General features: G+C 70.9%; 11 protein-coding genes. 6 read left to right on the forward strand and 5 right to left on the reverse strand.

Translation table 11 applies throughout. From position 1 onward, the window contains the following. Position 1 precedes the first annotated feature (1 nt). Positions 2-304: an ATP-dependent Clp protease adapter ClpS gene (gene clpS, locus F9C41_RS33025; RefSeq protein WP_120316753.1), complete on the reverse strand. Its 303-nt coding sequence runs from the start codon at positions 302-304 to the stop codon at positions 2-4. A 152-nt stretch (positions 305-456) separates the two neighbouring features. Between clpS and F9C41_RS33030 the strand changes: the two genes are divergently transcribed. From F9C41_RS33030 to F9C41_RS33045, 4 genes are all read left to right on the forward strand, one after another. Continuing rightward, on the forward strand, positions 457-1,749 hold the full coding sequence (locus F9C41_RS33030) for a nicotinate phosphoribosyltransferase (protein ID WP_155390769.1): 1,293 nt from the start codon (positions 457-459) through the stop codon (positions 1,747-1,749). 79 nt (positions 1,750-1,828) lie between these two features. Next, a complete protein-coding gene (locus F9C41_RS33035) occupies positions 1,829-2,404 on the forward strand; it encodes an isochorismatase family protein (protein WP_155390770.1) in 576 nt (191 codons plus the stop codon). 118 nt (positions 2,405-2,522) lie between these two features. Next, on the forward strand, positions 2,523-4,160 hold the full coding sequence (locus F9C41_RS33040) for a glycosyl hydrolase family 18 protein (RefSeq protein WP_155390771.1): 1,638 nt from the start codon (positions 2,523-2,525) through the stop codon (positions 4,158-4,160). Between the two features lie 136 nt (positions 4,161-4,296). Beyond that, positions 4,297-5,652, forward strand: a complete 1,356-nt coding sequence (locus F9C41_RS33045; RefSeq protein ID WP_407924759.1) for an MFS transporter — start codon at positions 4,297-4,299, stop codon at positions 5,650-5,652. 58 nt (positions 5,653-5,710) lie between these two features. On the opposite strand, the gene F9C41_RS33050 is transcribed toward F9C41_RS33045, so the two are convergent. The 3 genes from F9C41_RS33050 to F9C41_RS33060 form a co-directional block, all read right to left on the reverse strand. Then, the gene (locus F9C41_RS33050) at positions 5,711-6,538 is read right to left on the reverse strand and encodes a DNA-formamidopyrimidine glycosylase family protein (protein ID WP_155390773.1); all 828 of its coding nucleotides are present in this window, start codon (positions 6,536-6,538) and stop codon (positions 5,711-5,713) included. A gap of 155 nt (positions 6,539-6,693) precedes the next feature. Then, positions 6,694-8,418: an aa3-type cytochrome oxidase subunit I gene (ctaD, locus tag F9C41_RS33055; RefSeq protein WP_120316759.1), complete on the reverse strand. Its 1,725-nt coding sequence runs from the start codon at positions 8,416-8,418 to the stop codon at positions 6,694-6,696. A 284-nt stretch (positions 8,419-8,702) separates the two neighbouring features. After that, positions 8,703-8,993, reverse strand: coding sequence for a hypothetical protein (locus F9C41_RS33060; RefSeq protein WP_155390774.1), 291 nt, complete (start codon positions 8,991-8,993; stop codon positions 8,703-8,705). A gap of 107 nt (positions 8,994-9,100) precedes the next feature. Between F9C41_RS33060 and F9C41_RS33065 the strand changes: the two genes are divergently transcribed. Both F9C41_RS33065 and fdhD read left to right on the forward strand, forming a co-directional pair. Further along, entirely contained in the window at positions 9,101-11,371 is a 2,271-nt protein-coding gene (locus F9C41_RS33065; RefSeq protein ID WP_155390775.1) for an FdhF/YdeP family oxidoreductase, read from the forward strand. Beyond that, complete coding sequence (fdhD, locus tag F9C41_RS33070) at positions 11,371-12,405, forward strand: formate dehydrogenase accessory sulfurtransferase FdhD (protein WP_155390776.1); 1,035 nt, start codon at positions 11,371-11,373, stop codon at positions 12,403-12,405. Before F9C41_RS33065 ends, fdhD begins: the two co-directional genes overlap by 1 nt. Positions 12,406-12,427: 22 nt before the next feature. On the opposite strand, the gene F9C41_RS33075 is transcribed toward fdhD, so the two are convergent. Next, positions 12,428-13,225 carry an NUDIX domain-containing protein gene (locus F9C41_RS33075; protein ID WP_230690198.1) on the reverse strand — a complete coding sequence of 266 codons (798 nt, stop codon included), beginning with the start codon at positions 13,223-13,225 and terminating at the stop codon, positions 12,428-12,430. Positions 13,226-13,344 lie beyond the last annotated feature (119 nt).

Genomic DNA, 13,344 nt, shown 5'->3' on the forward strand with positions numbered 1-13,344 from the left:
CTCACTGTCTGTCGACCGTGGCCCACAGGCCGTACGTATGCAGCCTGCTGGCGTCGTGCTCCATGCGCTCGCGGGCGCCCGCCGACACGACGGCCCGGCCCTTCTGGTGCACGTCGAGCATCAGCAGTTCGGCCTTGTCCCTGCTGTAACCGAAGAGCTGCTGGAAAACCCAGGTCACGTAGCTCATCAGGTTCACCGGATCGTTGTGCACGATGGTGACCCAGGGTCGGGCGAATTCCGACGCTTCGTCTATGTCCGGTTTATCAACCGGAACTGTCTGTGGGGCGGCGGTCACGTCCCCCATCCTACGAGTTGATTCGGGCAACACACAGGCACGAAGAAGTGCCGTCCTGGCGCGGTCGTCGCGATCTTGCCCGAACCGTCCCCGGCCAGGCCCGCCCCCGCATGTCACGGGGGACATCTCCGCAAGATCGGGCAAGGCCATAGGGTGTGGGGATGCATGCAGGGGCGCCGAGTCTGCTGACGGACCACTACGAGCTGACCATGATCAGCGCAGCGCTGCGCGACGGCACGGCCCACCGCCGCAGCGTTTTCGAGGTCTTCGCCCGGCGGTTGCCGCAGGGTCGGCGCTACGGCGTGGTCGCCGGCACCGGCCGCCTGCTGGAGCAGCTCGCCGCGTTCAGATTTCACCCGGACGAGGTAGGTTTCCTGCGCGACCGGGGCGTCGTCGACGAACAGACCGCGGCCTGGCTGGCCGACTACCGCTTCCGCGGCGACCTCGACGGATATGCCGAGGGCGAGCTCTTCTTCCCCGGCTCCCCCGTGCTGACGGTGTCCGGCACGTTCGCCGAGTGCGTGGTGCTGGAGACGCTGATCCTGTCGGTCCTCAACCACGACTGCGCGATCGCCGCGGCCGCGGCCCGCATGGTCACCGCGGCCCGGGGCCGCCCGCTGATCGAGATGGGCTCGCGCCGGGCGCACGAGGAGGCCGCGGTGGCCGCCGCCCGTGCCGCCTACCTGGCCGGTTTCGCCTCGACCTCGAACCTGGCCGCGGGCCTGCGCTACGGCATCCCCACCGCGGGCACCGCCGCGCACGCCTTCACGCTGCTGCACGACGACGAGAAGGCGGCGTTCGCCTCGCAGGTCGCGGCGCTGGGCGAGCAGACCACACTGCTCGTCGACACGTACGACATCAGCCAGGGCATCCGCAACGCGATCGCGGTCGCCGGCCCCGGCCTGCGCGCGGTACGCATCGACTCGGGCGACCTGTCGGTGCTGGCCGCACAGTCGCGCGCGCTGCTCGACGAGCTGGGCGCGCCCGACGTGAAGATCGTCGTCAGCGGTGACCTGGACGAGTACGCCATCGCCGCGCTCGCCGCCGAGCCGGTCGACGTGTACGGGGCGGGCACCGCGGTGGTGACCGGCTCCGGCGCGCCGACCGCGGGCCTGGTCTACAAGCTGGTCGAAGTGGACGGCCGCCCGGTGGTCAAGCGCTCCGAGAACAAGGCGACCGTGGGCGGGCGCAAGACGGCGTACCGCCGGCACAAGCCGACCGGGACCGCGGTCGAGGAGATCGTGCTGTCCCAGCAGGCCACGCCCCCGGCGCAGCCCGGCGACCGGCTGCTGCAGCGCCCGTTCGTGCGCGGCGGCGAGTTCGTCGCGGACCTGCCCACCCTGGCCGACAGCCGCGCCCACCTGCGGGACTGTCTGATCACGATCCCGTGGGAGGGCCTGAAGCTGTCCGCGGGCGACCCCGCGGTGCCGGTGACGGTGACCACCGCCACGTGATCGTTGCGGGACGGCGCTGACCGGAGCAGCATGGGCAGCGGTGGGAAGGCACCACCGTTGACTGTCCGGGGAGGCGGCCATGGCCCGCGCACTGATCATCGTCGACGTGCAGAACGACTTCTGCGAGGGCGGCTCGCTGCCCGTGGCGGGCGGGGCGGCGGTGGCGGTCGGGGTGTCGGCGCACCTGGCCCAGGACGAGGGCGCGTCGCCGCGCCGCTGGGACCACATCGTCGCCACCAAGGACCACCACCAGGACCCGGGCGGGCACTTCGGCAACCCGCCGGACTACTCCAGCAGCTGGCCGGTGCACTGTGTCGCGGATACCTTCGGCGAGCAGTTCCACCCCGCGCTGGACACCGACCGGATCGAGGCGATCTTCCTCAAGGGCGAGTACGCCGCGGCGTACTCGGGGTTCGAGGGGCAGAGCAGCGGCATCGGCCTGGCGGCCTGGCTGCGCATGCGCGACGTGACCGAGGTGGACGTGGTGGGCATCGCCACCGACCACTGTGTACGGGCGACCGCGCTGGACGCGGCCCGCGAGGGCTTCGCGACCACGGTGCTGCTCGACCTGACCGCCGGCGTCGCTCCGGAATCGACGAAGCTCGCCCTCGCGACCCTCCGCGAGTCCGGTGTGGAGATCGCCAACGCGAGCTGAAATCCCTGTTCAGAAGCCCTTAAAGGATGTTTTAGGTAAACGCTCTTCCATTTTAAGGAAAGTTAACTTAATGTTTGGCCGCATCGGGGGGATAGGTGTCAATCATTAAGGGAGAGCCATGCTCAGAACACGGGCCCGCCTGATAGCCGCCACTGCAGCCATGGTCGTCGCCGGTTCCATCGGCGCCGTCACCATGGCGAACGCGGCCGGCACCGTCACCGCCTCCTACACCCAGACCTCCAACTGGGGAAGCGGCGCCGAGGGCAAGTACACGATCACCAACGGCACCAGCGCGGCGGCCACGTGGACCCTCGTGTTCACGCTGCCCTCGGGCACGACCGTCAGCTCCTTCTGGGACGCCAACCTGACCGGCACGGGCCAGACCCGCACCGCGACCGGCACCTGGAACGCTTCCATCCCGGCCGGCGGCACCGCCTCGTTCGGCTTCGTCACGGCGGGCTCCGGCCAGCCGACCGCCTGCACCATCAACGGCGCCAACTGCGCCACCGGCGCCAGCCCGTCGGTCGTGCCGACCACACCCGGCACCAGCCCGAGCGCCTCGCCGTCGGCCCGGCCCAGCACCTCGCCGAGCACGTCGCCGCCGGCCAGCCCGTCCAGCAGCCCGACCAACCCGACCCCGGGCAAGAAGGTCATCGGCTACTTCACGAACTGGGCGCAGTACCAGCGCGCCTACCACGTGAAGAACATCGTGAGCAGCGGCTCGGCCGCGAAGCTGACGCACATCAACTACGCGTTCGGCAACGTGACCAACGGCCAGTGCGTGATCGGTGACTCGTACACCGACTACGACCGGGCCTACTCCGCCGCCGAGAGCGTGGACGGCGTCGCCGACACCTGGGACGCGGGCGCGCTGCGCGGCAACTTCAACCAGCTGCGCAAGATGAAGAAGCAGTTCCCGAACATCAAGATCGTGTGGTCGTTCGGCGGCTGGACCTGGTCCGGCGGCTTCACCCAGGCCGCGGCCAACCCGACCGCGTTCGCCAACTCCTGCTACAACCTGGTCGAGGACCCGCGTTGGGCCGATGTGTTCGACGGCATCGACATCGACTGGGAGTACCCGAACGCCTGCGGTCTGTCCTGCGACAGCAGCGGCCCGCTGGCCTTCCGCAACGTGATGCAGGCCCTGCGCAACCGCTTCGGCGCGAGCAACCTGGTCACCGCCGCGATCACCGCGGACGGCAGCAACGGCGGCAAGATCGACGCCACCGACTACGCCGCGGCAGCGCAGTACGTCGACTGGTACATGCCGATGACGTACGACTTCTTCGGCGCGTTCGCCGCGGCGGGCCCGACCGCCCCGCACTCGCCGCTGAACTGCTACGCCGGCATCCCGCAGGCGGGCTTCTGCACCGAGGCGGCCATCGCCAAGCTGAAGAGCAAGGGCGTTCCGTCCAGCAAGCTGCTCATCGGCATCGGCTTCTACGGCCGCGGCTGGACCGGTGTCACCCAGGCCGCCCCCGGCGGCTCGGCCACCGGCGCGGCCCCGGGCACCTACGAGGCCGGCAACGAGGACTACCACGTGCTCAAGACCTCGTGCCCGGCCAACGGGACCGTCGGCGGCACCGCCTACTGCTTCAAGAACGGGCAGTGGTGGAGCTACGACACCCCGGCGACCATCCAGGGCAAGATGACCTGGGCCAAGAACCAGAGCCTCGCCGGCGCGTTCTTCTGGGAGCTGTTCGGCGACACGTCCAACGGTGAGCTCATCACCGCGATCAAGAACGGCCTTGCCTGATCCAGCAGGGCTGGGCGGCCCGTCGGAACCTCGGGGTTCCGGCGGGCCGCCGCCTTTTCGCGCCCCGGCGCGGTGACGGAACTAACCCCGTTGACCACCGTTAATCACTGACGCGCCGTCGGGGGGCTCGGGCAGGATGGGCGCGGAGGTAAAGACCGCAATGACCATCGAGCCTTACCGCAAGATCCTCGGACTCCCCGGCGTACGCGCGCTGATGCTGGTGGGGTTGGTGGCTCGTGTCCCGGTCATCGCCGCAGGCATCGTGCTGACGCTGCACGTCGTCAACACCATGCACCTCGGCTACGCCCAGGCCGGTCTCGTCGGCACCGCCTCCACCCTCGGCTCCGCGATCGGCTCCCCGCTGGCCGGACGGCTGCTCGACCGGCACGGCCTGCGCCCGGTGCTGATCGTCACCACCGCGGCCCAGGCATTGTTCTGGAGCATCGCCCCGCAGCTGAGCTACCACGTCCTGCTGGTCGGTGCGCTGGTCGCCGGCGTGCTCGGCCTGCCCGTGTTCAGCCTGGTCCGGCAGTGCATCGCCGCGCTCATCCCGGCCGACCAGCGCCGCCCCGGGTTCGCCCTGGACTCCATGGCGGTCGAGCTGTCCTACATGCTCGCCCCCGCGGCCGCCGTCGCCGCGGTGACCGCCTTCGGCAGCCGCCCCACCATGTACGCCGTCGGCATCGGCGTGGTCGGCGCGGGCCTGGCGCTGATCGCCCTCAACCCGCCGACCCGCTCCGCGGCGGAGCAGGCCAACCCGCAGGCCGCGGTGCCGCGCCGGCAGTGGCTGCGGCCGCGCCTGTTCGCGCTGCTGTCGATCACCGCGGTGCTGACGTTCGTGCTCACCGCCACCGACCTGACCCTGATCGCCACGCTCAAGGGCAGCGGCCAGGAGACCTGGATCGGCCTGGTCATCGCCGTGTGGTGCGGCTACTCCCTGATCGGCGGCTTCGTCTACGGCGCACTGCACCGCAGCATCTCGCCGCTGCTGCTGGCCGGGGTCATGAGCGCGCTGACCATCCCGCTCGGCCTGGTCGGCGGCGGCTGGTGGTGGCTGCTGCTCGCGCTGATCCCGGCGGGCGTGCTGTGCGCGCCGTCGCTGTCGGCCACCATCGACACGATGAGCCAGTGGGTGCCGTCGGCCGCCCGCGGCGAGGCGATGGGCCTGCACGGCACCGCGCTGACGATCGGCGTGGCCGCGGGCGCGCCGTTCGCCGGGACGATCATCGACGGGTACGGCCCCGGCTGGGCGTTCGCCGCCACCGGCACCGCCGGCGTGCTGCTGGTCCTGATCGCGCTCCCGTTCTGGCGGCTGGCCGGCGCGGGTGTCCGCACGGACGAGCCCGTCGCGACGGCGGCGGCCGACGGCGCGGACGCGGAGTCGGCCTGGGAGGGCTCCCTGCTCGCCGACGCCGCCATCTCAGGCGCAGCGCCAACCATGCCCACACTCGACGCGGCGAACACCTCCCGCACCCCCGCCACCCACCGCTGACGAAAGGAAGGGCGCCGTCGGATCGCGTCAGCGAGATGAGCAGCTGCTCAGTACATCGCTAGGCGTTGTAGAAGGTGCCCTTCCCCACCGCGTCGGCGGGTGCGGGCTGGCAGCGCGGGCACCAGTAGGTGATGCGTTCGCCGTCACCGTCCTTCTTGGCGATCGGGCCGTTGCAGCGGCGGCAGGGCTGGGCGCGGCGGCCGTACACGTAGCTGGTCTCGCCGCGGTGCAGCGATCCGGTGGTGGACTGGGTCCAGCGGCCCCGGTTGGCCGCCAGCAGCCGCTGGCCGAGCGTCACCATGCCGGGCAGGTCGGGCACGTCGCCGACCGGGGTCCACGGCCACACGCCGCGCAGGAACAGCAGCTCGCACTTGTAGAGGTTGCCGATCCCGGCGAGATTGCGCTGGTCGAGCAGCGCCTCGGCGACGGGGCGGGCGGGGGCGGCCGACAGCCGCCGCACCGCCTCCGCGGGATCCCAGTCGGGCCCGAGCAGGTCGGGGCCGAGGTGGCCGACCAGCTCCGGCTCCCGCGCGGTCGGCACGAGTTGGAGGTCGTGCAGGTGATATCCGACGGCGACGGATTTCTCGGTGCGCAGCACGACCCGGATCAGATGCGCGGGCCGACCCGCCCAGCGCTCGCCTGGGGCGTACACCCGCCAGGCCCCCTCCATGCGCAGGTGCGAGTGCAACGTCAGCTCGCGGTGCCGGGGCGATACCAGCCGCAGCAGCAGGTGCTTGCCCCGGCTCAGCGACTCGGCCACCCGGTAACCCGCCAGGTCGACGGTGGCCAGGTGCGGCACGCGGAAGTCCGACCCGGTCAGCTCCGCGTCCTCCAGCCCGTCCCGCAGCACCTTGGCGGTGTTCCAGACGGTGTCCCCTTCCGGCATGGCTCCATCCTGCCCCACCGCCCGCCCACTTTGTTGATCATGAGGTTGTGGCAGCGACACGCCGCCGAACACGGCCATAAGTTCATGATCAACCCAAAAGGCAGGGGCCCGGGCCGCTGGAAGCGGACCGGGCCCCTGGGTGGGTCGGGTGAGGATCAGACCTCGTGGTCGCCGCCGTGGCGACCGTGGGAGTAGCTGGGGGCCTCGATGACGGGGGCCTTGGTGCCGGTGGAGATGGCCAGGTGGGGGAACTTGGCGTCGAATGCGGGGCGCTCCGAGCGGATGCGGGGCATGCGGTCGAAGTTGCGCAGCGGCGGCGGGCAGCTCGTCGCCCACTCCAGCGAGTTGCCGTGGCCCCACGGGTCGTCGACGGTCACCAGCGGGCCGGTGCGGTACGACTTCCACACGTTGTAGAGGAACGGCAGCGTGGACGCGCCCAGGATGAACGCGCCGACGGTGGAGAACGCGTTCAGGAACGTGAAGCCGTCCGACGGCAGGTAGTCGGCGTACCGGCGGGGCATGCCCTCGGCGCCCAGCCAGTGCTGCACCAGGAAGGTCCAGTTGAAGCCGATCACGGTCAGCCAGAAGTGCACCTTGCCGAGCTTCTCGTCGAGCATCCGGCCGAACATCTTCGGGAACCAGAAGTAGACGCCGGAGTACACGGCGAACACGATGGTGCCGAAGAGCACGTAGTGGAAGTGCGCGACGACGAAGTACGAGTCCGAGACGTGGAAGTCGATCGGCGGGCTGGCCAGCAGCACGCCCGACAGGCCGCCGAAGAGGAAGATCGCGAGGAAGCCGATGGCGAACAGCATCGGTGTCTCGAACGTTATCTGCCCTCGCCACATGGTGCCGATCCAGTTGAAGAACTTCATACCGGTGGGCACGGCGATCAGGAAGCTCAGGAACGAGAAGAACGGCAGCAGCACCTGGCCGGTGGCGAACATGTGGTGCGCCCACACGCTCATCGACAGGGCGGCGATCAGCAGGGTCGCGGCGACCAGACCGGTGTAACCGAAGATCGGCTTGCGGCTGAAGACCGGGATGACCTCGGAGATGATGCCGAAGAACGGCAGCGCGACGATGTACACCTCAGGGTGGCCGAAGAACCAGAAGAGGTGCTGCCACAGCATGGGGCCGCCGGTGGCGGGGTCGAACACGTGCGCGCCGAGGCGGCGGTCGGCCAGCAGGGCCAGCAGCGCGGCGGCCAGCAGCGGGAAGACCATGATCACGAGCAGGCTGGTGACCAGGATGTTCCAGGTCATGATCGACATGCGGAACATCGTCATGCCGGGCGCGCGCAGGGTCAGGATCGTCGTGATCATGTTGACCGCGCCGAGGATGGTGCCCAGACCCGACAGCACCAGGCCGGCGATCCACATGTCCGCGCCGATGCCGGGCGAGTTGATCGCGTCATTCAGCGGCGCGTACGCGAACCAGCCGAAGTCGGCCGCGCCACCCGGCGTGATGAACCCGGCGGTCGCCAGGCTCGCGCCGAACAGGTAGAGCCAGTACGCGAAGGAGTTCAGTCGCGGGAACGACACGTCGGGCGCGCCGATCTGGATCGGCACCACGAAGTTCGCGAACGCGAACACGATCGGCGTCGCGAAGAACAGCAGCATGATCGTGCCGTGCATGGTGAACAGCTGGTTGTACTGCTCCGGGGAGAGGTACTGCATGCCCGGCGCGGCCAGCTCGGCGCGCATGAGCAGCGCCATCAGACCGCCGATCAGGAAGAACACGAAGGCGGTGACCATGTACATGATCCCGATCTGCTTCGCATCCGTGGTGCGCAGCAGGCGGGCGATCGCGGAACCCTTGACCTGCTTGCGCACGGGGTAGGGCCGGGTCGCGATCGGCTGCGGTGCGACGGTGGTCACGTCTGGCCTCCTGTAGCTGGCCCGGCTGCTCGCGACGCCCCACTCTCGCGTCGCCACCCGGATTGATCATTCGAGGCGTACCTCGGAGGCAGAATAATCCTTCGCAGGCGACCCCGGAGCACGGGGTGCCCAGGCCGCGCCGAACTCTGTCATGCGGAGCCCGCTCCGCGGCCTTAATCGGTCGTCCATCCTCCGCTGCGCTCCGGATGTACACCGAGCGGCCGCTCCGACGGGCTCCTTGGTGGTGCGGGGCCCGCCGGAGCGTCGCACGTGGACGTGGCCGGTCAGCGTGTGCCGGCCGACGCGCCGAGGTTGAACTCGATCGCACCGGCCGCGACGGCGCCCAGCGCCAGCAGGATCACGCCCCAGCCGATGAGCCGGTCGGCGGCGTTGATGCGGTGCAGCCAGCGCGAGAACCTGTTGCCGTTGGTGGTGGCGGTCCCGCCCAGGGGGTCCGTGCCGGCCGGGGTGCCGGCCGGGTCGGGGGTGAGCGTCTTGACCACGGTCACCGTGGCTCCGGCCAGGACGAGCAGGGTGCCCAGCACGGCCAGCAGGCCGGCGATCCATTCCTTCATGATCATCCTCCCCACGAGGGACGTCGCCGGTCGGGGCGCCGGCGAACGACTCAGGTTAGACCTGAGCTCGGCTGGGCGATGCAACCTGGACGTGAGATCGTTTGAACATGGCAAAGAAGCCGCCGCGCGACGACGTGGGTGACCGGAATCTCACTGTGCGCGGCCCCGAGGTCGCGGCGGCGGGGCTGCCCGGCGTGCGGCACGGCCTGGCCGCCGCGATGAACCACATGGGCGTACGCCGCACCGCGCTCACCCTGCTCAAGGTCAACCAGGCCGAGGGGTTCGACTGTCCCGGCTGCGCCTGGCCGGAGCCCGCGCCGAAGCATCGCGCGACCGCCGAGTTCTGCGAGAACGGCGCCAAGGCCGTGGCCGAGGAGGCCACCCTGCGCCGGGTCACCCCGGAGTTCTTCGCCGCACACCCGATCGCCGAGCTGGTCGGGCGCAGCGACTACTGGCTGGGCCAGCAGGGCAGGATCACCCACCCGATGGTCAAGCACCCCGGCGCGACGCACTTCACACCGCTGCCCTGGGCGCAGGCGTTCGCGCTGGCCGCCGAGCACCTCAAGGCGATCGAACCGGACCAGGCGCTGTTCTACACCTCCGGGCGCACCTCCAACGAGGCCGCATTCCTGTACCAGTTGTTCGCGCGGGCGTACGGGACCAACAACCTGCCCGACTGCAGCAACATGTGCCACGAGTCCTCGGGCGTGGCGCTGGGCGCGACCATCGGCATGGGTAAGGGCTCGGTCACCCTCGACGACATCCACGACGCGAAGCTGATCGTGGTGGTCGGCCAGAATCCGGGCACCAACCACCCGCGCATGCTCGCCGCGCTGGAGAAGGCCAAGCAGCGCGGCGCGAAGATCATCTCGATCAACCCGCTGCCCGAGGCGGGGCTGATGCGGTTCAAGAACCCGCAGAAGGTCGGCGGTCTCGTCGGCTCCGGCACCCCGCTGGCCGACCTGCACCTGCCGATCCGGGTCGGCGGCGACCTGGCCCTGTTCCAGGCCATCGGCGCGCTGCTGGTCGAGTGGGGCGCGGTGGATGAGGCGTTCGTCACGGCGTACACCTCGGGGTTCGAAGGTTATGCCGCCGCGGTGCGGGAGGTGGACGCGGACCTGGTGGCCCGCGCGACCGGCCTGAGCACCGACGAGATCGAGGCAGCGGCGCGCCTGTTCGCCGCGTCCGAGGCGACCGTGGTCTGCTGGGCCATGGGACTCACCCAGGGGCGCGACGCGGTCGCGACGATCTCCGAAGTCGTCAACGTGCAGCTGCTGCGCGGCATGATCGGCAAGCCCGGCGCGGGCCTGTGCCCGGTGCGCGGGCACTCCAACGTGCAGGGCGACCGGACCATGGGCATCTGGCACGAGCCGCCGACCTGGCTCGGCCGGCTGGGCGACCGGCTGGGCCTGACCATGCCGACCCGGCGCGGGCATGACACGGTCGAGGCGATCCGGGCCATGCGCGACGGCCACGCGAAGGTGTTCGTGGCGGTCGGCGGCAATTTCGCCGCGGCCAGCCCCGACACCGACGTCACCGAGGCCGCGCTGCGCCGCTGCACGCTCACCGCGCACGTGTCGACCAAGCTCAACCGCTCGCACGTGGTCACCGCCGATGAGCAGACCGTGCTGATCCTGCCCTGCCTGGGCCGCACCGAGCGCGACGCCCAGACCGCCGGGGACCAGTTCGTCACCGTCGAGGACTCGATGTCGAACGTGCACGCCTCGCAGGGCCACCTCGACCCGGCCTCGCCGCTGCTGCGCTCCGAGGTCGCCATCGTGTGCGGGCTGGCCCGCGCCGTGCTGCCGGACTCGACGATCCCGTGGGAGTCGTACGCGCAGGACTACCGCGCGATCCGGGCGCTGATCGGGCAGACCGTGCCCGGCTTCGACGACTTCGAGGCGAAGGTGCGCACCAAGGCCGGGTTCACCCTGCCGCACCCGCCCCGCGACAGCCGCAGTTTCCCGACCCCGGACGGCAGGGCGCGGTTCACCGTCAGCCCGCTCGAGGTGCTGACCGTGCCCGCGGGCCGCCTGCTGCTGCAGACGCTGCGCAGCCACGACCAGTACAACACCACCATCTACGGCCTCGACGACCGTTACCGCGGCGTCAAGGCGGGCCGGCGGGTGGTCTTCGTCAACCCCGACGACCTGGCCGAACTCGGCATCGCCGACGGGTCGACCGTCGATCTGATCTCCGAGTGGGCCGATGGCGAGCGGCGCGCGCCGAGTTTCCGCGTCATCGGATACCCGACCGTGCGCGGCTGCGCCGCCACCTACTTCCCCGAGGCGAACGTGCTGGTGCCGCTGGACTCCACCGCGACCGGGTCGAACACGCCGACCTCGAAGCAGATCATCGTCCGGCTGCAGCCCGTCTGATGGGCCGGGCCAGCGACCGCAGGCAGGTGACCCGCATCGACCTGGGCGGGCCGTCCACCGTGCGCCGCCAGGACACCCTGGCCGCCGAGGAGCCCCTGGAGATCCGCGTCGGCCACCGCCACGGCCCCCGCCCGCCGCTCGCCGTCACCATGCGCACCCCCGGCGACGAGCTGGACCTCGCCCTCGGCTTCCTCCTCACCGAAGGCGTCATCACCGCTCCCGCTGACATCCTCACCGCCCAGCTCTGCGCCGGCTCAGGCGAAAGGAAGGGCATCGTCGGCTCGCGTCAGCGGGACGAGCAGGAGCTCAGCACGTCGGAACATGTGGAGGAAGGGCACCTTCTCAACATCGGCCGGGCGGGAGCTGCGGCGGGCCAGGCGGTCGCCGCCGGACTGCGGACGGCGGGGCGCATGCTCGGCGAATCCGCCGCGGGCGAGGATGCCGAACCTGCGGCCCCGGCGAACACCTACAACGTCGTCGACGTCGTGCTCGCCGACCACGTGCCGCCGCCGGCCGCCGGGACCGAGCGCAACTTCTACACCACCTCCTCGTGCGGCGTATGCGGCAAGGCCAGCATCGACGCCATCCGCACCCGCTCCCCGCACGACGTGGCGGCCGACCCGGTCACCGTCGACGCCCGGACCCTGACCCTGCTGCCGGACCGGCTGCGGGCCGCCCAGCGCACTTTCGAGCGCACCGGCGGGCTGCATGCGGCGGGCCTGTTCACGCCGGCGGGCGAGCTGATCGCGGTACGCGAAGACGTCGGCCGGCACAACGCGGTCGACAAGCTCATCGGCGCTCAGCTGCAGGCCGGACGGCTGCCGCTGGCCGGGCACGTGTTGCTGCTGTCCGGCCGGGCCAGCTTCGAGCTGACCCAGAAGGCCTGGATGGCCGGCATCAGCGTGATGGCGGCCGTGTCCGCGCCCAGCACGCTCGCCGTCGACCTCGCCGCCGAGGCGGGCATGACCCTGGTCGGCTTCCTGCGGGGCCAGACCATGAACGTGTACGCAGGCCCGCAGCGCATCACCACCTGACGCGAGCCGACGGTGCCCCTCCTTAGGGGCGGAGGGCGTGGGAGTGGTGGTAGTCGCCGTCGGCGGAGACGAGCCAGCTGTGCAGGGGGGTGTCGGCGACCAGGGCCGTGGTGGCGGTGAGGCGGCACAGGCGGGTGGCGAGTTCGAGCTCGCTGACCCCGGTGGCGCGGGCCAGCGAGTCCCCGGCGCTGAGTTCGCAGCCGTACGCCGGGTCACCGGCGTCGGGGTTGATCCAGACGGTCGCGCGCACGTCGGCCGCGCCCATCAGGTCCTCGGCGGTGCCGGTGAAGACGTCCGCCGGGTCCAGCCCGTACGCCTCGTGCAGCGACTGCCGCAGTGCCTGCGCCGGCGTCCCGGACGCGAAGGCCACGCTGTAACTCGCCCGGCCGTCCTGCGCGGCCTGCCACACCTGGTCGATCGCCGCCCGCAGGTACGCCGCGACGCCCTCGGGCTGCATGTTCAGGTCCCCGATCGCCTCCGCCGTGAACGGCACCCGCACCACGTCGTACGTGCCCTTGGCCGGGTCGCCGAACTCCTCGCCGTAGCGGTTCGCGACGTCCATCGAGACCAGGCGGCACGCGAAGAGGTGCTGGCGCTGCCAGAGGCCGTCCTCGCGCTGCGCGTCGACGAAGGTCAGCGGCACCGGCGCGGTGACCACCGCCCGCAGTTCCTCGTCGAGCTCCCGGTACAGCGCGGCGAGCAGGTTGGCGTCGTGCTTGTCCACGCCGCCGCCGGGTGTCGCCCAGTAGCGCCGCGGCACGCCGGGGCGGGTCCGTTCGAACAGGATCAGGTCGTCGCCGTCGAGGAGCACGGCGCGCACACGCTGACGGTCGGGCACGGCAACCATGTCACCAGCCTCGTCGCCCGTGACGCCTTTGTCGACCGGAAGGCCGATTCCGCCCCGTCCGAACGAGGTGCGTCCCCCGCCTGTAGGGGCCC

The organism is Catellatospora paridis (genome assembly GCF_009720365.1).
GTDB lineage: Bacteria > Actinomycetota > Actinomycetes > Mycobacteriales > Micromonosporaceae > Catellatospora > Catellatospora paridis.